Annotated in this window: 21 protein-coding genes; 11 read left to right on the top strand and 10 right to left on the bottom strand. The window is 70.3% G+C overall.

The annotated features are described in order from the left end of the window. Positions 1–7: 7 nt before the first annotated feature. The 5 genes from DI276_RS22505 to DI276_RS52285 form a co-directional block, all read right to left on the bottom strand. Complete coding sequence (locus DI276_RS22505) at positions 8–1528, bottom strand: RICIN domain-containing protein (RefSeq protein ID WP_112266452.1); 1521 nt, start codon at positions 1526–1528, stop codon at positions 8–10. A gap of 10 nt (positions 1529–1538) precedes the next feature. Further along, a complete protein-coding gene (locus DI276_RS22500) occupies positions 1539–3626 on the bottom strand; it encodes a beta-galactosidase (RefSeq protein WP_112267583.1) in 2088 nt (695 codons plus the stop codon). A 141-nt stretch (positions 3627–3767) separates the two neighbouring features. Next, positions 3768–4781, bottom strand: a complete 1014-nt coding sequence (locus DI276_RS22495) for a LacI family DNA-binding transcriptional regulator (RefSeq protein ID WP_112266450.1) — start codon at positions 4779–4781, stop codon at positions 3768–3770. Between the two features lie 115 nt (positions 4782–4896). Then, positions 4897–5418 (bottom strand): GNAT family N-acetyltransferase, encoded by a 522-nt coding sequence (locus DI276_RS22490; RefSeq protein WP_112266447.1) that lies wholly within the window; start codon positions 5416–5418, stop codon positions 4897–4899. Then, positions 5415–5525 (bottom strand): hypothetical protein, encoded by a 111-nt coding sequence (locus DI276_RS52285; protein WP_232836841.1) that lies wholly within the window; start codon positions 5523–5525, stop codon positions 5415–5417. The genes DI276_RS22490 and DI276_RS52285 overlap by 4 nt, the downstream gene beginning before the upstream one ends. On the opposite strand from DI276_RS52285, the gene DI276_RS22485 reads away from it, so the two are divergent. Continuing rightward, entirely contained in the window at positions 5475–6005 is a 531-nt protein-coding gene (locus tag DI276_RS22485; protein ID WP_232836840.1) for an extracellular solute-binding protein, read from the top strand. The genes DI276_RS52285 and DI276_RS22485 overlap by 51 nt on opposite strands. Here DI276_RS22485 and DI276_RS22480 read toward each other — a convergent pair. Further along, the gene (locus DI276_RS22480) at positions 6002–6808 is read right to left on the bottom strand and encodes an SAM-dependent methyltransferase (RefSeq protein ID WP_198680821.1); all 807 of its coding nucleotides are present in this window, start codon (positions 6806–6808) and stop codon (positions 6002–6004) included. The two genes, DI276_RS22485 and DI276_RS22480, sit on opposite strands and share 4 nt — an antisense overlap. 119 nt (positions 6809–6927) lie before the next feature. Between DI276_RS22480 and DI276_RS22475 the strand changes: the two genes are divergently transcribed. Then, positions 6928–7950, top strand: coding sequence for an LLM class flavin-dependent oxidoreductase (locus tag DI276_RS22475; RefSeq protein ID WP_112266443.1), 1023 nt, complete (start codon positions 6928–6930; stop codon positions 7948–7950). A gap of 3 nt (positions 7951–7953) precedes the next feature. Here the strand turns inward: DI276_RS22475 and DI276_RS22470 are convergent, their stop codons facing one another. Next, positions 7954–8856, bottom strand: a complete 903-nt coding sequence (locus DI276_RS22470) for an NADP-dependent oxidoreductase (RefSeq protein WP_112266440.1) — start codon at positions 8854–8856, stop codon at positions 7954–7956. Between the two features lie 189 nt (positions 8857–9045). Between DI276_RS22470 and DI276_RS53030 the strand changes: the two genes are divergently transcribed. Further along, positions 9046–9177 carry a hypothetical protein gene (locus DI276_RS53030; protein WP_269814289.1) on the top strand — a complete coding sequence of 44 codons (132 nt, stop codon included), beginning with the start codon at positions 9046–9048 and terminating at the stop codon, positions 9175–9177. Positions 9178–9191: 14 nt separating this feature from the next. Here DI276_RS53030 and DI276_RS22465 read toward each other — a convergent pair whose 3' ends face one another. After that, positions 9192–10457 carry a hypothetical protein gene (locus DI276_RS22465; protein WP_232836839.1) on the bottom strand — a complete coding sequence of 422 codons (1266 nt, stop codon included), beginning with the start codon at positions 10455–10457 and terminating at the stop codon, positions 9192–9194. Between the two features lie 204 nt (positions 10458–10661). Between DI276_RS22465 and DI276_RS22460 the strand changes: the two genes are divergently transcribed. Further along, entirely contained in the window at positions 10662–11351 is a 690-nt protein-coding gene (locus DI276_RS22460) for a S1 family peptidase (protein ID WP_157984872.1), read from the top strand. A gap of 10 nt (positions 11352–11361) precedes the next feature. On the opposite strand, the gene DI276_RS22455 is transcribed toward DI276_RS22460, so the two are convergent. Continuing rightward, entirely contained in the window at positions 11362–12312 is a 951-nt protein-coding gene (locus DI276_RS22455; RefSeq protein WP_112266434.1) for an EamA family transporter, read from the bottom strand. Between the two features lie 78 nt (positions 12313–12390). Here DI276_RS22455 and DI276_RS22450 point away from each other — a divergent pair, with 78 nt between their 5' ends. The 7 genes from DI276_RS22450 to DI276_RS22420 all read left to right on the top strand — a co-directional run bounded on the left by DI276_RS22450 (position 12391) and on the right by DI276_RS22420 (position 18621). Beyond that, on the top strand, positions 12391–12942 hold the full coding sequence (locus DI276_RS22450; protein WP_112266432.1) for a CGNR zinc finger domain-containing protein: 552 nt from the start codon (positions 12391–12393) through the stop codon (positions 12940–12942). 39 nt (positions 12943–12981) lie between these two features. Then, the gene (locus DI276_RS53025) at positions 12982–14589 is read left to right on the top strand and encodes a response regulator transcription factor (RefSeq protein WP_112266430.1); all 1608 of its coding nucleotides are present in this window, start codon (positions 12982–12984) and stop codon (positions 14587–14589) included. Positions 14590–14696: 107 nt separating this feature from the next. Next, a complete protein-coding gene (locus tag DI276_RS22440) occupies positions 14697–15560 on the top strand; it encodes an alpha/beta fold hydrolase (protein ID WP_112266428.1) in 864 nt (287 codons plus the stop codon). Positions 15561–15603: 43 nt separating this feature from the next. Next, the gene (locus DI276_RS22435; RefSeq protein WP_112266426.1) at positions 15604–16506 is read left to right on the top strand and encodes a DMT family transporter; all 903 of its coding nucleotides are present in this window, start codon (positions 15604–15606) and stop codon (positions 16504–16506) included. Continuing rightward, positions 16503–17129 carry a serine O-acetyltransferase EpsC gene (epsC, locus tag DI276_RS22430; RefSeq protein WP_198680820.1) on the top strand — a complete coding sequence of 209 codons (627 nt, stop codon included), beginning with the start codon at positions 16503–16505 and terminating at the stop codon, positions 17127–17129. Before DI276_RS22435 ends, epsC begins: the two co-directional genes overlap by 4 nt. A gap of 22 nt (positions 17130–17151) precedes the next feature. Further along, a complete protein-coding gene (gene cysK, locus DI276_RS22425; RefSeq protein ID WP_232836838.1) occupies positions 17152–18123 on the top strand; it encodes a cysteine synthase A in 972 nt (323 codons plus the stop codon). Between the two features lie 6 nt (positions 18124–18129). After that, positions 18130–18621: a cupin domain-containing protein gene (locus DI276_RS22420; protein WP_112266424.1), complete on the top strand. Its 492-nt coding sequence runs from the start codon at positions 18130–18132 to the stop codon at positions 18619–18621. A gap of 39 nt (positions 18622–18660) precedes the next feature. Here DI276_RS22420 and DI276_RS22415 read toward each other — a convergent pair whose 3' ends face one another. Next, positions 18661–19512 (bottom strand): trypsin-like serine protease, encoded by an 852-nt coding sequence (locus DI276_RS22415; RefSeq protein ID WP_112266422.1) that lies wholly within the window; start codon positions 19510–19512, stop codon positions 18661–18663. Positions 19513–19570: the final 58 nt, after the last annotated feature.

The following is a 19570-nucleotide window of genomic DNA, read 5'->3' as shown; positions in this document are numbered from 1 at the left end:
GGACTCACTAGACTCGGACGAGCCGCCACTGCTGGTCGAGCGCCCCGGTGTAGGGCCGCTGCACGATCTGCGCGCCGTCCGCGCCGGCGCCGTCCAGCACCGACAGCGCGCTGCCGCTGTGCCGCGCCACGAGCCGGTAGTAGGCGCCGACGGGGACCAGCTGCCACTGCTGGTCGGCGCCGATGTTCTCCACCCACTGCACGGCACGGGCGTTGTCCGCCGTGCTGGTGCCCCAGATCGACAGCACCCGGCCGCTGTTGCGGTTGAACAACGTCCGGTAGCCGCTGCCGACGTCGGTCACGTGCCACTGCTGGTTCGCGCCGCCGTTGTCGGCCCACTGCACCAGGTCGGCGCCGTCCTGCAGACTCGCCTGGGAGGTGTCGAGCACCTTGCCGGTCTGGCGGTTCACCAGCTTGTAGTAGGCGCCGGCGGAGTGACCGAGGTCGACGTCGCCGTAGCGAACCGTGTTGCGCGCGTTGACCCAGAAGCCTTCCACGGACAGGATCAGCACCCGCCCGGTGCCCGCGACCGGCTGGAGCATCCGGCTGTACCCGTTGGGCATCGTGGTGCGCACCGGCGTCCACGGACCGCTGCCGTTGCCCGTGTTGACCCGGACGTCACCTGAGCCGTGGGAGTTGTAGACGAGCCTGCCGCTGGGCAGCGTGACGACCGTCGGGCTGCCGCCGTGGTCGATCGTCGTGCCGCCGTCACCGGAGTTCCACGACTCGGGGTCCGCCGAGATCTTGAAGTTGTTGGGCGTGTTCGGCTGCCCGACCATCTCGTACACCATGAGGTACCGGCCGTCGGACATCCGCGTCACCACAGGCATTCCGGGCCGCAGCGCGCGGTCCGCCATCGCCACGTCCTCGACCACCGGGCCCCATCGCAGACCGTCGGTCGAGGTCTGGTGCACGATCTTCTGGTCGTGGTTCGCCTTGTCGCGTTCGTCGGAGTAGTAGACGATCAGCCGGTTGTTCGCCGCGAGCAGGTAGGGCTCCCAGATCGGCGTGGGGTTCGGGCTGCCCCACTGGCCGCCGCCGAGCGCCACCTCGCTCACCCAGCGCCAGGTCGCGCCCTCGTCGTTGCTGCGGTAGAGCTGGATCGCGGTCGCCGAGCGGTCCGGTGGCGAGGAGATCCCGGCGAGCAACAGGGTTCCCGCCGGCATGGTGCCGATCCGTTGCGGCAGCACGTAAAGGTTCGGGTTGGTCCAGTTGCCCCACCGGCGCGGCGACGTGTCCGCGACCTTCGAGCGGCGCGACCAGGACTTGCCGTGGTCGGTGCTGCTCCAGATCGGGAAGGTCATGTTCTCCAGCGGCTGGTTGTTGTCCTCATACGTGGCAACGATGCGGCCGCTGGGCAGCTGTGCGGACTTGGCGTAGGTGAAGCAGTACGGGCGAGTGCAGTCACCGGACGGCGCCACGAGCACCGACGGACCGCAGGCCAGAGCGGGCGACCCGCCAAGTGTGCTGCCCACCACGACGAGCAACGCTGTCAGCAGCCACGTTCGTTTTCTGTGCAGGGAAATCATCGATTGCTCCTCAGTCGGTCGGAACGCTGACGAACACGCGCACGTCCCAGGCACCCAGTTCCACCTCCGTGCCGGCCGGCACGGAACCGTCCGCGAGCACGTCGGTCAGGTCCACAGGTGCCTTGGCGCGGGCGGGTCCCCAGTTCCAGTTGTGCAGGACGTGCACGCGGCGGCCGTCGGCGGAGGTGCCGGTGGTCGCCGTCACGGAGGCGGGCAGGTCGCGCCATCCGTGCACGGTCAGGGGCACCAGCCATTCGGCCAGCGCACGGGCGAGGTCGCGGCCGGGCACGGTGCCGACGCACGTCACGCGACCCTTGCCGTGGGCGCGCGTGGTGATCGCGGGCCAGCGGCCGAAGTGCGGGTGGTCGTACTCGGCGAGCACCTCGGCGTTGATCACGGTGAGTCCGTCGGCCCAGTGGGTCGCCGTGGCGTTCTCCGTGAGTCCGTTGACAGCGATGGGCGCGCGGAGGTTGCTGAACTCGTCGTAGCGGACTCCGGCGGCTTCGACCAACCTGGCGGGCTGGGTCTCGGGCCGGGCCCGTGCCTCGTGGTCGGCGTAGGCGGTGCGCGGCCCGAGCACGAGGTGGCCGCCCGCCTGGGCGTAGGCGGCGAGCCAGTCGATCGTCGCGTCGTCCACCACGTACAACGCCGCCGCGATCAGCACCGGATGCCGTGTCGCGGCCTCCGCCGGCGTCATCCGGTCGCTGAGCTGCGCGGCGTGCACGAGCCGCACCTGCCGGCCCGCGTCGAACGCACCGCGGTAGAACGGGTCGATGATCCGGTGGTACGCGGCGGGGTCCGGCTCACGGTCCGAAGTGGACAACGGCGGGTACTTCTGCATGAGCCACTTGCTGGGCGTCGAGTAGACCATCGTGATGTCGGCGTCCGGTTCGAGTCCGGCGACCAGCGCGCCCGCCTGGTCGAACTCGGCACCCAGCGCGGCGAGCTGTGCGTACGTGCGGCCCGGCTTCCCGTTGTGGGGCAGGATTCCGCCCCAGTAGGTCTCGGCGCCGAAGTGCAGGGTGTGCCAGTGCCAGTACTCGATCATGCGCGCACCGCGGCCCACCAGCGCCCACGCGGCCTGCCGCCACTGGCCGTCGAACGCGGGGCGGTTCTCCCACGAGTGACCGATGGAACCGGCGTTGGTCTCGGTGACCAGGAACGGTTCCTGGCGCGAGGAGAACATCCAGTCGGCGGTCTGGTACAGCGACCACACGCCGGTGGTCTTCCACTTCTGCTCGAAGTCGTCGGGGGTCTGGTCCGGCAGCGCCAGGCCGTCCTGCATGTCGTAGTACGGGTTGCCGGAGGCGATGTCGAGACCGGCGCTCAGCTCGTCGTCGGCCACGGCGCGCCGCGTGTACGAGATGCAGGTGGTGACGAACTGCTCGGGACGGGCGTACTCGCGCACGATGTCCGCCTGCCACCCGATGAACTCGGTCACCTGGCGGGCCTGGAACTCCCGCCACGCCACGTCGTACTGCGGCTGGAAGTTGCCGTCCGGGGTCCACAGGTCGGCCCAGGTGGACAGCCGGTGCGACCAGTAGACCAGGCCCCACTCGCGGTTGAGCGTCTCGACGTCGCCGTACTTGTCGCGCAGGTGGTCGACGAACCGCTGGAACACGCCGTGGTTGTGCAGCAACTCGTTGCCCGGCTCGTTGTCCACCTGGAACCCGATGACGGCCGGGTGGTACGCGTACCGGGAGATGATCGCGCGGATGACGCGTTCGGCGTGGAAGCGGAACGCGGGGTGGGTGAAGTCGACCTCCTGCCGCGCACCCCAGCCGATCCGTTGCCCGGTGGCCCGTTCACCGGTGATCTCCGGGTACTGCCGGGCGAGCCACGGCGGCACCGCGTAGGTCGGTGTCCCGAGGACCACCGAGATCCCGCGCTCGTGCGCGCCGTCGAGCACAGGTTGCAGCCAGTCGAGGTCGAACCGGCCGTTCTCGGGTTCCCAGGTCGACCACACCGACTCGCCGACCCTGATGACGGAGAAGTGGGCCTCGACCATCAGGTCCAAGTCTTCCTCGAGCCGGTCGCGGAGCTGGTACTCGTGGTAGTAGGCGGCGCCGAACAGGACACGGGCGGGCAGAACCGCCATGGGCAGAACCTCTTTCGACTCGATCATTGCTTGACGGCGCCGGTGGCCAGTCCGGTCTCGGGCATGGATGACTCCTGGAGGCGGGCAGGGGAGATCGGCACGCGAGCCGGGGCGGCGTGCTGAGGGGAGGTGCGCGAACGACTACGCGGGTGGGGGCGCCGTGGAGGCGCGGACGATCAGGTCGACCGGTTGGCCGCCCGTCGCCGGGAGATCACGTTTCTCGATGGCGTGCACGAGCAGGCTGAGCCCTTCCCTGGCCACCGCGTCGAACGGCTGCCGCACCGTGGTCAGGGGAGGAGTGATGTACGGGGCGACCGGAACGTCGTCGAAACCGACCACGCTGACGTCCTCGGGCACCCTGCGGCCGGTCTCGACGAGCGCGCGGATCAACCCGATCGCCATGTCGTCGTTCGCCGCGAAAACCGCTGTCACACCAGGGGTTTGCGCCAGCTGGCGACCTGCCGCGTAACCGGAGTCCGCCGACCAGTCGCCCTCGAACACCGGCGGTTCGGGGGCGTCGCGCGCGGCGAGGGCGGTGCGCCAGCCGTCCAGGCGGTCCTGGGCGGCGAACCAGCGTTGCGGGCCTGCGACGTGGTGCACGGTCGCATGCCCGAGATCGAGCAGGTGGTCGGTGGCCGCCCGCGCCATGTCGTGCGCACGAACGCTCGCACTCAGGACCTGCGGCGCCGTGAAGGACGGCGGCGCACCGAGGACGAGCACCGGGACGTCGATCTTCACCGGCACCGGGCCGTCGTCGATCGGTTCGGAGATCACGATGCCGTCGACACCCTGGTCCAGCAACGAGCTCACCGCCCCGGCCACACCGTTCGGATCGCCTTCCACGGTGCTCACCACACGCAGCGCGTAGCCGGTGTCGCGCGCGGCCCGTTCGATCCCGATGAGCAACGAAGCCGGGCCGTACAGCGCCGTGCCGAGCGCGACCACACCGATGGACCGGGTGCGTCCGGACGCCAGCGCGCGCGCCGCGTTGTTGAGGCGGTAGCCGAGTTGCTCGGCGGCCTCCAGCACGCGGCGGCGCACGTCCGCGGACACGTACGGCTCGTCGTTGAGGACCCTGGACACGGTCTTCTGCGAGACCCCGGCCAGCCGGGCCACGTCGACGCTGCGCACGGCAGAGCTCCCACCCGGACTCATCTGTCGCACGGTAGCTCCCGCAGTTGCGTTGCCGATCTTGGTCTGACCTGTCTGACTGCGCAGTCATACTGCGACTGGCGGGAGTCCGTCGTCAAGGCACGATCTCGCAAAAGTGCTACGGCTCGAAGTCCGCGGCCAACAGACCGAACAGGAGGTCGTCGGTCCACTCGCCCTTGATCCAGGTGTGCTGGAGGCGCAGGCCTTCCTGGCGGAAACCGAGTCGCGCCAGCAGCTTCGCCGAACGCTCGTTGCGGGCGTCGCACTCGGCGGACACGCGGTGCAGGCCGCGGTCGGTGAACAGGTGCTGCACCATCCGGCCTACGGCCTCCGTGGCGTAACCGTGACCCTGGTGCGCGGGGGCGAACGTGTAGGCGAGGTCGGCCTGCATGAGGTTCTCGTGGGTGTTGACGCCGACGTCGCCGATCACGGCACCGTTGTGCTCGACCGCGTACTGGAACCAGCCCGGCGCGGTGGGATCGGTCATCTCCGCGATCATCTTGACCGCGGCGTCGACCGGGAACGGCGTGCTCCAGCCCTGATAACGCGCCACCTCCGGATCCGACCGGTAGTCCGCCAGCGTCGGTGCGTCCGCTGCGCGGAACAGCCGGATCGTGAGGCGGGCGCTGGTGAGGATCACGTCGCCAGGCTAGCCGCGACCTCGCAGCCGTACGTGTGCGTACCCGGCCCGGCGGTGTGCCGCTGTCCATCCGGCAACACCACGGTCACCTGAGTCCCCGCGGGCACGACCACCTGCAACCAGAACCGATCACCGTCGAGCCGCCAAGCGGACTCGCGCTGCGCAAGAAGCAGAACCCGGCCGGCACGTTCACGCTGAAGCCGTTGCCCGCCACCGATGACGCCGGTGCCCAGCTGATGCCCGCCGCCGCTGGTGCCGGCTACAGCGTGAACGCCAAGGCGAAGAACAAGGACCTCGCGTTGAAGTTCGTCGACTTCGTGATGTCCCCGCAGGGCATGAACGTGTTCGTGGGCAAGCAGGGCGGGCTGCCGTCGTTGCCCGACACCGGCTTCTCGGTCGACCCGTCGCTGGCCGAGGTCGGGAAGTTCATCAACGACAACCGGACCGTGCCGTTCATGGACCAGCTCTGGCCCAACGCCAAGGTGCAGCAGACCATGCTCACCGGGCTGCAGGAGGTGTTCAGCGGACAGTCCACTCCGGACAAGATGTTCGCCGCGATGGACAACGACTGCAAAGCCGGCGCCTAGAGCTTGCGTGCCACCCCGGCGAACGTGGAGGTGCGGCTGGCTTCACCGATCTCGTCGCCGGCGTCCGGCCGCCACTCCGGCAGGTAGACCACACCCGGCTCGACCAGTTCCAGCCCGTCGAACAGCGCGGTGATCTCGGCACGCGTCCGCATCGAGAAGTCGGTGACGCTGCGCTGGAACTGCGCGGTGGCTTCCTCGGCCTTCTCCCGCTCCGGCCCTTCCAGGGTGGCGTGGGAGATCGCCAGGTAGCTGCCGGGCGCCATCGCGTCGAGGTAGGTGCGGATGATGCCGGCCGGGTCGTCCTCGTCGGCCACGAAGTGCAGCACCGCGAACATCAGCACCGCGATCGGCTGGTCGAAGTCCAGCAGCCGCCGGGTGTCGGGGTCGGCGAGGATCTTCTGCGGCTGCCGCATGTCGCCATGGATGGCCGTGGCCCTGTCGATGCCGCCGAGGATGTTGCGGCTGTGCGAGACGGCCACCGGATCGGAGTCGACGTAGACGATCCGGCACTCGGGGTTCGCCTTCCAGGCGATCTCGTGCACGTTGCCGACAGTCGGGATGCCGGAACCCAGGTCGAGGAACTGCGTGACGCCCTGCCCGACGAGGTGGCGGACCGCACGGCGCAGGAACGACCGGTTGGCGCGCAGGATGTCGGGCAGCTCCGGCATGAACGCCACGATCTTGGCGGCGGCGTCCCGGTCGACCTGGAAGTTGTGGAAGCCGCCCAGGTGGGCGTCGTAGATCCGGGCCGCGCTCGGCTTGGACACGTCGATGTCCGGGCCCGCCCACGTCGCTCGCTCCACTTGACCGTCCCTCGTCGTCGAGTCCTGAACCGGCAACACCCTAGGCTGTAGATGGTCGCTCGGACAGGTGTTTCGCGCTCGCCAGGAATGCCCGCGCCCGCCGCCGCGTTCCCCGTCGTGTGAAGAACATCGGTTTCCTGTCGTTCGGGCACTGGTCGGACAGCCCGCACTCGCAGACGAGGTCCGCGTCGGACACGCTGCTGCAGTCGATCGACCTCGCGGTGGCCGCCGAGGAGCTGGGCGCGGACGGCGCCTACTTCCGGGTGCACCACTTCGCGAGGCAGCTCGGGTCGCCGTTTCCGCTGCTCGCGGCCGTCGGAGCGAAGACGGAGCGCATCGAGATCGGCACCGGCGTCATCGACATGCGGTACGAGAACCCGATGTACATGGTCGAGGACGCCGGGTCCGCCGACCTCATCGCGGGCGGCAGGCTGCAGCTCGGCATCTCCAGGGGATCGCCCGAGCAGGTCGTCGACGGGTGGCGGCACTTCGGCTACCAGCCCGCGGAGGGTGAGACCGAGGCCGACATGGCCCGCCGGCACGCCGAGGTGTTCCTGAAGGTGCTCGAGGGCGAGGGCTTCGCGCGGCCCAACCCGCGGCCGATGTTCCCGAACCCGCCGGGGCTGCTGCGGCTCGAGCCGCACTCGCCCGGCCTGCGGGACCGGATCTGGTGGGGCGCCGGCTCCAACGGCACCGCGGTGTGGGCGGCTGAGCAGGGCATGAACCTGATGAGCTCGACGCTGAAGTTCGACGAGGGCGGGGCGCCGTTCCACGTGCAGCAGGCCGAGCAGATCCGGGCGTTCCGCAAGGCGTGGACGGAGGCGGGGTGGCAGCGCGAGCCGCGGGTTTCGGTGTCGCGCAGCATCTTCGCCATCACCACCGACCTGGACGACGCGTACTTCGGTGGTGACGGCGAGAGCCGGGACCAGATCGGCTTCATCGACGGGCCGAACAAGGCGATCTTCGGACGCTCCTACGCGGCCGAGCCCGAGGTGCTGGTCGCGCAGCTGGCCGAGGACGAGGCGATCGCCGAGGCCGACACGTTGCTGCTGACCGTGCCCAACCAGCTCGGCGCCGACTACTGCGCGCACGTCATCGAGAACATCCTCGTGCACGTGGCACCGGCGCTCGGCTGGCGCTGAGCTTCACAACGTGATCAGCACCTTCCCTCGGGTGTGACCGCCCTGGACGTGTGCGTGGGCGTCGGCCGCCTTCTCCAACGGGTAGGCGGCCTGCACCACCGGGGTGAAGGTGCCGGCCGAACCGAGTCGTGCCGCGTCGGCGAGGTTGTCGGCGGCGTGGGCGTTGCCCGCGACCAGAGTGACGCCGAGCGCGGCGGCACCGAAGTCGGCGATGCTCACGACACGTGACGAGGAGCCCACGATCGCCACGAGGTCGGCCAGCGAACCGGACCCGGCCGTGTCGAACGCGGCGTCAACGCCGTCGGGGGCGACCTCGGCGACGCGCTCGGCCAGGCCTGGGCCGTAGGTGATGGGGATCGCGCCGAGCGAGCGGAGGAAGTCGTGGTTGGCCTCGCTCGCGGTGCCGATCACGGTGACGCCGCGGGCGACGGCGATCTGCACGGCGGCGGAACCGACGCCGCCGGCCGCGCCTTCGATGAGCAGCGTCTTGCCGGAGAGGTCGCCGAGGGCGTTGAGGCTCTCGACGGCGGTGGAGGAGGCCAGGCCGGCCGCGGCCGCCTGCTCGACCGTCCAGGGTCTGGGCACCGAAGCCCACGCGTTGAGCACGGCGTACTCGGCCGTGGTGCCCTGAGCAGCCAGGCCGAACACCTGGTCGCCTGGCGAGACATCGGTGACGCCGGCACCGACCTCGTCGACGACACCGGTCGCGTCGTACCCGATGACCGCGGGGAACGTGGTCGGAATGACCTGGGCCATGTACCCGGCCCGGATCTTCAGGTCGACGGGGTTCACGCTCACGGCCCGCACCCTGACCCGGACCTCGCCGGGGCCGGCGTGCGGTTCGGGGGCGTCCTCGACCGTGAGGACCTGCGGGTCGCCGAACTCGTGGAAACGTACTGCGCGCATGGCGGTCTGCCTTTCACTGGTGGGGATCCCCCAGCGCAGCGGACCAACAGTGTCACCCCGGCCGCGGCTTCCGGCGCGCCGGCTCACCGCACGGCAGGCCGAGCTGGACGATCGCGGTTACCGGCTGCGGCTGTCCGCGCAGACCAACGTCGACACCAGCGACGAGGTCATCGACCTCGCGCACGCGGCGTGCGCCGGTCACAGCAGCGGCTGGACCGGGCACTGGCGGCGTTGCGGCGCAGCGCGGACCGCGCAGGCCGCAAGCAGGCCGAGATCGATCAGGAGACCACGAGCAGCCGCCGCCAGAACGACGACGGCTGACGGCTGCTCACAGGTCAGCAGGCAGGGAAGAGCGCCCGAGTGCCGCCGGTGGCCTGCTGGTCGCTGAACCGGCAGCCGTACCGCGGGTCATCGGTGCGGCGCACGTCGTCACCGGACGGCCGCTTTCCCTTGTCCACCCACAACAGCAGGTCGCGCCACGCGTCACCGACCTCGGCGGGGGAGAACTCGCAGTGGTCGACCGTGCGGATCGCGCGCTGAACGAGCCGATCGGTGCGGCCGAAGCGGGCCACGTCGTCGCGGTAGTCCTGTTCCATCGAGAACGGCACGAACAGGTCGCCGAGCCCGTGCAGCGACATGACGGGTGCGCTCGGCAGGCCCACCACCGCGGGGATCTCGGTCAGGGCCCACGTGTGCCGGGCGACCGGGTTCGCGGGACGGACCCGTTGCACGGTCTTGTCGACGTCCACCGGCGAGTTCGGCCGGTAGCGCGTCGTCAGGTTCGTGGCCAGCTGGATCGGGTTGCCGGCCAGGCTGTCGCCCTCGCGCGCCGAAACGAGGTTGAACAGGAAGTTCTGCCAGTACGCGTAAGCGGCTTCGTTGCCCGGCCGCGCGCCACCGGACAGGTTGGCGACGATCGCGCGGAACTGGTCGTCGCGGCCCGCCAGCGCCTGCTGGATGCGGGGGACCACGGTCTGCAGGTAGTCCGGCGGCAACGGGTAGGCGCGGATGCCGGTCAACGCCTGCGCGACGAGGTGGTAGCTCAGGAAGTAGTCGAACAGCTCGTGGTCGCCGAGGACACCGCACATCGGCAGCGCGCCCGCGTAGAACCCCGGGTACTGCTCCAGCGACCGGGCGATCACGTGCCCGCCCATGGACACGCCGGCGAGGAAGACCTTCTTGGGCCGCTTCACCTTCTGACCGAACAGGGTCGCGAGCTCACGAGTGGTCGTGACGCCGGCCCGCACGTCGTAGCTGTTGGCGTAGTAGGAAGACGCGGCCCACGCGTAGCCCTCGTCGAGCCAGCGCTGCCGAAGCCCGTACGGCGGGGCGTCGACCGTCAGCACCTTGCCCTCACCGCGATATCCGTGCGCCCACATGGCCAACCGGCCGTTCCACCGCGGCGGCACCTCGATGATGTACCCGGCGTGGCTGTGCACGCCCTGTATGACCTTCGTGGGCAAGCCGCCGACCAACGCCGGGGCGAGCGGCGGATTGTTGATCGTGTAGCCGGGCAACGGCTGGCCACCGGTCGCGGCGGCGGGTTGCGCGGCCGCGAACACGAGACCGAACGACAACGCGACGCTGAGCAGTCGTCTCATGCTCCGGACGCTACTAGGACCTGTGTCGAAGTCCCATTCGACTCTCATCGAACGGGACTTCGACACAGGCCCTAGCGGACCGGCTGCGACGGAATCCGGAATTTCGGATCGGTCGCGAATCGGCGCCGTGGCCGCACAATGGTCCCCGGATCATTCGCCGCATCCGTGGATTCCCTGCCCCATTTCCTGACTTTAGGAGAGGTAATGCGGCTCAAGCTGTTAAGCGCAATTGTCGGAGCCACGCTCGTGGCCGGCCTCGGCACGGTTCCGCAGTCGCAGGCGGACGTGCGGCCCAACATCATCGGCGGCATCACCGTGCCCGACGGCGGCGCTCCGTGGGGAGCGCAGGTCAACGCCGGCGGCTTCTGCTCGGGTTCGGTGATCGGCCCGCTGTGGGTGCTCACCGCCGCCCACTGCGGCCGGGGCGGCAGCGTGCGCGTGGGCAGCCAGCGACTCGGCCAGGGCCGGAGCATCCGGGTCGTGGCGGACTACACCAACGGTGACGTCGGCCTGAAGAAGCTGGCCTCGTCAGCCGGTCTGAGCAGGTACCTGCCCTACGCCGCGACGCCGCCGCCGATGGGCGCCACGGTGCAGATCTACGGCTGGGGCGGCATCTCCGCGCCCGGCGGTCCGCTGGCCCAGTCGATCAAGACCGCGAACCTGCGCGTGGTCGCCGTCGGCAACACGATCAACGGTGCACCGATCAACGGTCAGGCCTACTTCGGCGACTCCGGTGGCCCGATGGTCCACAACGGTCAGGAGATCGGCACCTGCACCGGTCCGGTCGGCGGCGGGGGAGACCCGTCCAGGTTGACCGTGGCCTATCAGAACATTCCGCGCAGGGCCGCGTGGATTCAGCAGATCACCGGAATTCGTCCCGGCGGCCAGAATTAACAGGAAACAGCTAGCAGGAAGCGCCGACCGGGGGCGCCGCGGTCGACGCTTCCTCCTGCGGCCGCTCAGCGCGCACCGAAGCGATGCCGCCGAGGATCAGCGCACCGCCGAGCAACTGCACCGGAGACAGCCCCTCGCCCAGCAGCAGCCAGGCGAACACGGAGGCGGACACGACCTCCAGCAGTGCGATGAACGACGCGAGCCGTGACCCGAGGATCCCCGACGCGGTGATGCCCGACGCGTAGGCCAGCGCCGTACCGACGACCGCCACCACGAGCAACGGCACCCACCAGGCCGCCTCGAGGCCGAACAGCGGCACGTCGCCGAACGTCGCGGTGAACGGCAACAGACCGAGCGCCCCGATGAGCGCCAGCACCGGCGCGGCCACCAGCAGCCCGGCGCCGGCGAGCGCGACGGGAGGCAGTCCGAAGTTGGGGCGGGCCGCGATCCAGAAGTACCCGGCGCATCCCAGCGCAGCGCCGAACGCGGCCGCCAGGCCGATCGGGTCCACCGCCTGGATCGCTCCCGGCCCGATCACCAGCACGAGACCACCGACCGCGAGCACCGAACCGAACAGGACGACCGGAGCGGGTCGTCGCCTGCTGACCGCCCAGGTGAACCCGACCAGGATGATCGGCGCGAGGAACTCGATGAGCAGCGCCGTCGCCACCGGAATGCGTTGGATGGCGGCGAAGTAGAGGACCTGCGTGACCGCCACGCCGACCAGTCCCATGCCCAGCACCGGCCACCGGGCCTGCAGGAGCAGGTTCCACTTGCCGCGCAGGGAAACCACGACGAAGGGCAGCAGCACGAGCCCGGCCGTGAGCGCGCGGGCCGTGACGGCGGCAGTCGGCGACCAACCGGCCTCCAGGAGCGGTTTGACGAACGCTCCGGAGGTGCCGAACGAGATGAACGAGACCGCTGCCGCGATCAGGCCGGTGGACTTCGACACAGTCGCCATGCTCGCCTCCCCGCGCCCTGTAATGGCCTAACCTGGTTGTCACCCCTGACGGTAGGCCGGTGCGAGTAAGGAGTCAATTTGCGTTTTGCCCCTGACACGGAGGAGTCGCTCGTCTTCGTCGTCGCCCTGTGCAACACCGATCCGTCGGCCTCGCGCAGCGGCACGGACGAGCTGGCCACGATCGAGCAGCTCAAGGCCCTGCTGGACGGCTATCCCTTCACCGGTCGCATCGACCACGACGAGGCAGAACTGCGCGACGTCCACCGCACCCGCGCACTGCTCAGGCAGGTGTGGACCCTCGACCGCGACGACGCCGTCGGGGCGGTCAACAAGATGCTCCGCGACGCCAACGCGTTGCCGTACCTGGTGCGGCACGACGACCTCGACTGGCACATCCACGCCACCGAGCCCGGCTCCCCGCTCGCCGAACGCATCCGGGTGGAGGCCGCGCTGGCCCTCATCGACGTGATCCGGATGAACGAGATGGACCGCCTGCGGATCTGCGAAGCGGACGACTGCGAGGGGCTCGTGCTGGACCTGTCCCGCAACGGGCTCAAGCGGTTCTGCACGGTGCGGTGCGGCAACCGGATGAACATGATCGCCTTCCGGGAACGCCGCGCGGACCGTTGAACAGCGGGTTAGCCTGAGGTCCGGCGAAATGGACGGCCGATGGACGAGCACGACTACGGCCTGACCCAGGCCCGGTTGGCCTACGCAGCGCACGACTGGACGTCCGCTGCGGCGCACTTCGACGCCGTGCCGCCGGAGCAGTTCACCGCCGACGACTTCGCGGCCCACGCCGACGCCGTGTGGTGGGTCGGCCGCGTCGAGGACAACCTGCGGCTCGGCGCCGCGGCCTACGACGCCTTCCTGGCCGAGTCCCGCACGGCTGAAGCCGCGCACATCGCCATGGTGCTCGGCATCTTCCACATGGGCCGCGGTGACGAGCCGCGCGCCGTGGGGTGGCTGGGACGCGCCAGGCGGCTCGCGGAGGACGTCCAGGACTCCCCGGTGCACGGGTGGGTGCTCACCTTCATGGGCGTGGAGGCGAGCCTGATGGCGGGCCAGCCGGCGGCGGCCGTGGACGCGGCCCGGCAGGTGCAGGACATCGGCCGCCGGGTCGGCGCGCCGGATCTGGTCGCGGTGGGGTTGAACGGCGAAGGACGCGCCCTGATCCGGTCCGGCCACGTGGCCGACGGGCTGGCGCTGCTCGACGAGGCCATGGTCACCGTCCTGGACGGACAGCTCGCGCCGTTCATCTCGGGCACGCTCTACTGCCACACCATCGCGGCCTGCCACGAGGTCTCCGACGTGCGCCGGATGGCCCGCTGGACCACGCTGGCCGAGCAGTGGCTGGCCACCTTCCCCGCGGCGGTGCTGTTCGGGGGACTGTGCGCGGTGCACCGGGCGCAGCTCCTGCTGCTCCACGGCGAGTGGCTGGAGGCGGAACAGGTCGCGCTCCGGGTGGTGGTCGACCTCTGCGCCAGCCGGATCGACTACGCCGCGGAAGCCTGGTACGTGACGGCCGAGGCACGCCGGTTGCGCGGCGACCCCGGTGCCGCCGAGGCGTACGACGAGGCGCACGCCCGTGGCCGCGACCCGCAACCGGGACGCGCGCTGCTGCAGCTCCGGACGGGGGATGCCGATGGGGCCGCGACGTCGGTGCGTTCGGCCGTCGCCGCGGCAGGCACCGACCCGTTGTCCCGCGCCCCGCTGTGTTCGGCGCTGGTGGAGATCGCGATCTCGGCCGGTCGGCTGGACGACGCGGTGGTCGCGGCGGCCGAACTCGAGGCGACGGCGGCGAAGTACGCGACCTCGGGGCTGGAGGCGATGGCTGCTGCCGCACGTGGCGCGGTGCTGCTGGCCGAGGGGCAGCCGGAACGGGCGCTGCCGGTGCTGCGCGAAGCGTGCCGGCGCTGGCACGAACTGGGCGCGGAGTACGACGCCGCCGGCATCTGCGTCCGGCTCGCCGAGGCGTACCGGGCGCTCGGTGACGCGGCGTCCGCGTGCGCCGAGGATGAACGCGCGAAGGCCGTGTACGAGCGGCTGGGCGTGCATCAGCAGGCGCCGGACGGGTTGACGCGGCGCGAGTGCGAGGTGCTGGTGCTCGTCGCCGAGGGCCGGTCCAACCGGGAGATCGGCGAGGCGCTGTTCATCAGCGACCGGACCGTCGCCCGCCACCTCACGAACATCTTCCACAAGATCGGCGTCACCTCCCGGACCCAGGCCGCCCGCTACGCCATCGACCGGCGGCTGGACCTGCGCACAACCGCGTAGTCGCTCCCGCCGCAGTTGGTCAATCGTTCCGAAGCAGGCGGCCTGCCACGCGACCTAGCGTCCTCTGTAGACGCGCCAGACCACGGCGCGAATACCGAGGAGTCACCATGAACACCAACGAATTCGCCCGGATCCACCGCGCCATCTCCGCCGACGGCACCGAGATCGCCGGCCGCGTGGCAGGGCAGGGGCCGGCACTCGTGCTGGTCCACGGCGCGTATGGGGACGGCGAGGTCGCCTGGACGGAACTGCTGCCGCACCTCACCGACCGGTACACCTGCTACCTGCCGAGCACGCGCGGCAGAGGGTTGTCCGCCGATCACCCGGACCACTCACCGCTGCGGCTGAAGGAGGACGTCACCGCGTTCGTCGACAGCATCGGCGAACCGGTCGGCCTGGTCGGTTGGTCTGGCAGTGGGGCGTGGGTGCTGGGCGCGGCCGCCGACAGCGACTCCGTGGCTGCCGTCGCCATCCACGAGCCCGTCGTGATCGGGGTGGGCGGAGAGGACGACTTCGCCCGGCTGGGTGCCGCGATGCAGCAGGTGGGCGCGGCGGCGGCCGACGGGCGGCTCCTCGACGCGGCGCGCGCGTTCCTCCCGGGGATCTGCCCCGCCAACGAGATCGCCGCGCTGGAGGCAACGTCCTTCTGCGAGCGCTGGGCACCCGGCATCCCCGCGATGCTCCAGCTCGTCGGGCAGGACGTGGTCTACCGGGGACCGCGGCCGACGGATCCGGAAGCGCTCGGGCAGGTCACCGCGCCGGTCCTGCTGCTGCGCGGCGAACAGACGCTGCTCGGCATCTTCTTCGCCGCGGTGGAGGACTACCTGGCTCAGCACGTCGCCGACGCGCACGCGCGGCAACTGCCGGGCGTGGGTCACTTCGCGCCGGTGCTCGCACCGGAAACCGTTGCCGCTGCCGTGGTTCCGTTCCTCGACTCGGCGCTCCACCGCGCCACTAGCAGCTCCTGCTGAAGTAACGGAACGACCACGGACAGATGACCCGAATCGAGAAGCAATGGACAAGGCATCCGTCGCGCGCTTCCTGCTGCTGGCACTGCTGTGGGGCAGCAGCTTCACCTTCATCAAGGTCTCCCTCGAAGGTCTGACACCGAGCCAGCTCGTGCTGAGCAGACTCGTGCTGGGCGCGGCGGTGCTGCTGTCGATCGCGGCTGCCCGCAAGGTCGCCCTGCCGCGCTCCGTGCGGGTCTGGGGCCACATCGGCGCGGCGGGGCTGTTCGGCAACGTGATCCCGTTCCTGCTGTTGTCGTACGGGGAGAAGACGACCGGCGCCGGCATCGCGGGCGTCCTGATCGGTGCCTCGCCGCTGTTGACGCTCGCGCTGGCGACGGCAGCCCTCCCGACCGAGCGGGCGACCTCACGCAAGGCGGTCGGCCTCGGGCTCGGCTTCATCGGCGTGGTGCTGCTGATCGGTCCGTGGCACGAGTCGCTCGGGTCGCTGAGCGGACGGCTGGCCTGCTTCGGTGCGGCGGTCAGCTACGCGATCGGCTTCGTGTACGTCCGGAAGTACCTCTCGCCGCTGGGCCTGGCCCCGCTGTCGCTGGCTGCGGCGCAGCTCGTCTCGGCGGCGGTGCTGCAGGCGCTGGTGACGCCGTTCCTCGACTGGCGGGTGCCGGACTTCACCGGCCCGGTGACGTTCAGCATCGTCGTCCTCGGGGTGTTCAGCACCGGCCTGGCCTACGTGCTCTACTTCCGCCTCATCGGCGACGTCGGCGCCACCACCGCCTCTGCGGTCAACTACGTGGTGCCGGCGTTCGCGGTGCTGCTCGGCGTGCTGTTCCTCGGCGAACCCGTCACGTGGAACCTGCTGGCAGGCGGCCTGGTCGTGCTCGTCGGCGTGGCCTACGCGGAGAACCGGCTCGGGCAGCTGCGCAAGGAGAAGGCGGGAGCGGTCCGGTGAGGGCGCTGCTCCGCCTGCTCACCGCCGACCTGGACATGGTCATGGACCGCGACCCGTCGATCCTGTCGCGCAGCGAGGCGCTGTTGCACCCGACGGTCATCGCGATCTGGGGTCACCGCGTGTCGCACCGGCTGCACCTGCGCGGACGTCGGCGCAGTGCCCGGCTGGTCATGGTCATCGCGAGGTTGCTCACCGGTGGCATCGAGATCCATCCAGGGGCGCGGATCGGCCGCGGGTTCTTCATCGACCACGGCGCCGGCGTGGTGATCGGCGAGACGGTCGAGATCGGCGAGGACGTCACGATCTTCCACCAGGTGACGCTCGGCGCGGTCGGGTGGTGGCACGACAACCAACGGCCGGAGGGATCCCGCCGGCACCCGAAGCTCGGCGACCGGGTCGTCGTCGGGGCCAACGCGACGTTGCTCGGCCCGATCACCGTCGGCCCCGACTCCGTGGTGGGCGCCCAGGCACTCGTGATCCGCGACGTGCCGGCGGACTCGCGCGTGCTGGCGCCGTTCTCCATCCCGAACCTGAGGTCCAGCCCCGGCTCGGCCAAGCCTCGTCAGCCCGTCGTGGTCGCGGGCCAGAAGCACAAGGGTGCCGCCGCTTTCCCCAGCTGGTGACAACTGAACGATCGGAGAGCATGTGAACACCGGAGTCACCACACTGCCGCTGGCCCAGTCGATCGAGGACCTGATCGGCGGCACTCCGCTCGTCCGGCTCGATCTCGGAGTGACCACCGCTGCGCTGTACGCCAAGCTGGAGATGGCCAACCCGCTGTCCAGCGTCAAGGACCGCGCCGCGCTCTACATGATCAACGGCGCCGAGCAGCGCGGGCAGCTGACCAGGGGTTCGGGCACGATCGTCGAGGCGACGTCGGGCAACACGGGCATCTCGATGGCCGCGATCGCCGCCGCCCGCGGGTACCGGTGCGTGATCGTGTTGCCGGACAGCGCGACGCAGGAACGCATCCAGCTGCTGCGCGCGTTCGGGGCGGAGATCGTGCTGACCCCGTACCAGGAGGGGTACGTGGCGGCGATCGCCAAGGCCGAGGAGATCTACCGCGAGCGGCCGGGGTCGTGGTTCGCCTGCCAGCACGAGAACTCGGACAACGTGGCCGCGCACTACGCCACCACCGGGCCGGAGATCTGGACCGACACCGACGGGGCGGTGGACGTCTTCGTCTGCGGCGTCGGCACCGGCGGGACGCTCAGCGGCACCGCGCGTTTCCTGAAGGAACGCAACCCCGCTGTCCGCGTGGTCGCCGTTGAGCCCGAGGGATCGCCCGTGCTCAGCCAGGGGTGGGGAGGCTTGCACCGGATCCCCGGCCTCAACGGCGGTTTCGTCGCGCCCACGACCGACGTCGACCTGATCGACGAGGTCCTCACGGTGTCCAACGAGGACGCCTACGCCACGGCCCGGGAGCTCGCCCGGACGGCGGGGCTGCTGGTCGGCGTCTCCTCCGGTGCGGCGGCGCACGCCTGCCGGGTGCTTTCTTCCCGCCCCGAGCACGCGGGCAAGAACCTGGTCACCGTCTTCCCGGACACGGGTGAGCGGTACCTCTCGTGGTTCAACCAGGACGACGCAGCCATCGACTCAGCCAGCAACGAGGAGTGAACTGAAATGACGCAGTTGTCCCGCATCCTGCTTCCCGGCGAGGGCGAGTCGGTACAGATCGGCACCACCACCCACACGACCTTCAAGGCCCAGGGCAGCGAGACCGACGGGAAGCTCGGCCTGTACGAGCACCGGATGGACCCCGGCGCGCCCGGCGCCTCACCGCACGTCCACAACGAGCAGCTGGAGGCGTTCTACGTCCTGCACGGAATGGTGGAGCTGCACCTCGACGGCAAGACGTTCGCCGCGCCCCCTGGCACCTACGTGAACGTGCCGATGGGGGTGTCGCACGGCTTCCGCAACCCGTACCAGGACCAGGCGACGATGCTCATCATCTTCACGCCCGCGCTCAACCGCGAGGAGTACTTCCGGGGTCTCGCCGAGATGTACGCGGACGGCAACAAGCCCTCCGAGGACGAGCTGCTGGCGTTGATGGCGAAGTACGACCAGTTCGAGGTGACGATCGACGGCACCGTCCCCGGCTGGGGCCGGCACTGACGCTGCGGCGGGCGCCCGGTCCGGGCGCCCGCCACTCGATCAAGGCAGTGACACGAACGGGCGCAGGAAGTCCCGTGCGCCGGGGGTGTCCAGCCGGTAGACGACGTTCGTCGCGTAGCACGGCGAGTCGCCGGTGATCGTCGTGGCCGCGAGGGTCCGCTTGCCGTCGATCGTGGCGAAGTTCGGGCCACCGGAGTCGCCGTAGCAAGCACCGCCGTTGCCCTGCGGCGCGGTCATGGCGAGCCGCGCCCACGCGTCGTTGAGCGCGTTGAACGTGACCGGCGCCTTCATCCGCACGCCGCCACCGGGGTGGGTGTGCCCGCCGGGGCCGCGGCGGGCCTCCTGCGTGCCGTAGCCGGCGACCACCCACGGCGTGTCGTTGAGCCCCTGCGGCCCGAGCCGGCCGAGCCGGTTCGCGGTGGGCAGTGTCGCCGGCGTGAACGACCAGCGCGCCTTCATCTGCTGCGCGGACACCTGCACCACGGAGATGTCGTGGGTGTCGTTCGCCGAGCCGGGGTAGGCGGGGTGGTTGTGCGCGGTGCCCGGGACACCCACTGCCGCGGCGATCTGCGCCGGTGTGCCCGTGGCGTTGTCCAGCGCGGCCTGGACGTCCTGGTGCAACGACACGAAGAACTTCACGTTCGCCGGCCAGTCGCTGGTGCAGTGCGCGGCGGTGAGGAACGTGTCGGCATCGATCATGGTGCCGCTGCAGACCCAGTCGACGCGGTCCGGGGTCGCCGGGTTGTCGTCGTTGTCCCAGGTCGCGACGAGCGCACCGACCTCGGTGCGCTCGGGTGCGGGCGTGGCGTTGTAGGAGTTGATCGCGGACGCGGGCAGCGCGGCCACGACGAGGAGTGCGGCGGTGACCGCGGATGCTCTGATCAGACGCATGCTGATGCTCCTTCGACGGCGTGCGCTGGATTCAACCCGCGCACTCGTTGCGGCAGAA

Origin of the sequence: Lentzea terrae (assembly GCF_003265345.1) — a bacterium.
Taxonomy (GTDB): domain Bacteria; phylum Actinomycetota; class Actinomycetes; order Mycobacteriales; family Pseudonocardiaceae; genus Lentzea; species Lentzea terrae.
This window is presented reverse-complemented; position numbering and strand designations above follow the sequence as displayed.

Excerpts from the sequence above, each read along its gene's own strand:
- DI276_RS22505 (WP_112266452.1), bottom strand. The coding sequence starts at position 1,528 with ATGATTTCCCTGCACAGAAAACGAACGTGGCTGCTGACAGCGTTGCTC.
- DI276_RS22500 (WP_112267583.1), bottom strand. The coding sequence starts at position 3,626 with ATGGCGGTTCTGCCCGCCCGTGTCCTGTTCGGCGCCGCCTACTACCAC.
- DI276_RS22495 (WP_112266450.1), bottom strand. The coding sequence starts at position 4,781 with ATGAGTCCGGGTGGGAGCTCTGCCGTGCGCAGCGTCGACGTGGCCCGG.
- DI276_RS22470 (WP_112266440.1), bottom strand. The coding sequence starts at position 8,856 with ATGCGCGCAGTACGTTTCCACGAGTTCGGCGACCCGCAGGTCCTCACG.
- DI276_RS22465 (WP_232836839.1), bottom strand. The coding sequence starts at position 10,457 with ATGAGACGACTGCTCAGCGTCGCGTTGTCGTTCGGTCTCGTGTTCGCG.
- DI276_RS22460 (WP_157984872.1), top strand. The coding sequence starts at position 10,662 with ATGCGGCTCAAGCTGTTAAGCGCAATTGTCGGAGCCACGCTCGTGGCC.
- DI276_RS22455 (WP_112266434.1), bottom strand. The coding sequence starts at position 12,312 with ATGGCGACTGTGTCGAAGTCCACCGGCCTGATCGCGGCAGCGGTCTCG.
- DI276_RS53025 (WP_112266430.1), top strand. The coding sequence starts at position 12,982 with ATGGACGAGCACGACTACGGCCTGACCCAGGCCCGGTTGGCCTACGCA.
- DI276_RS22440 (WP_112266428.1), top strand. The coding sequence starts at position 14,697 with ATGAACACCAACGAATTCGCCCGGATCCACCGCGCCATCTCCGCCGAC.
- DI276_RS22435 (WP_112266426.1), top strand. The coding sequence starts at position 15,604 with ATGGACAAGGCATCCGTCGCGCGCTTCCTGCTGCTGGCACTGCTGTGG.
- DI276_RS22420 (WP_112266424.1), top strand. The coding sequence starts at position 18,130 with ATGACGCAGTTGTCCCGCATCCTGCTTCCCGGCGAGGGCGAGTCGGTA.
- DI276_RS22415 (WP_112266422.1), bottom strand. The coding sequence starts at position 19,512 with ATGCGTCTGATCAGAGCATCCGCGGTCACCGCCGCACTCCTCGTCGTG.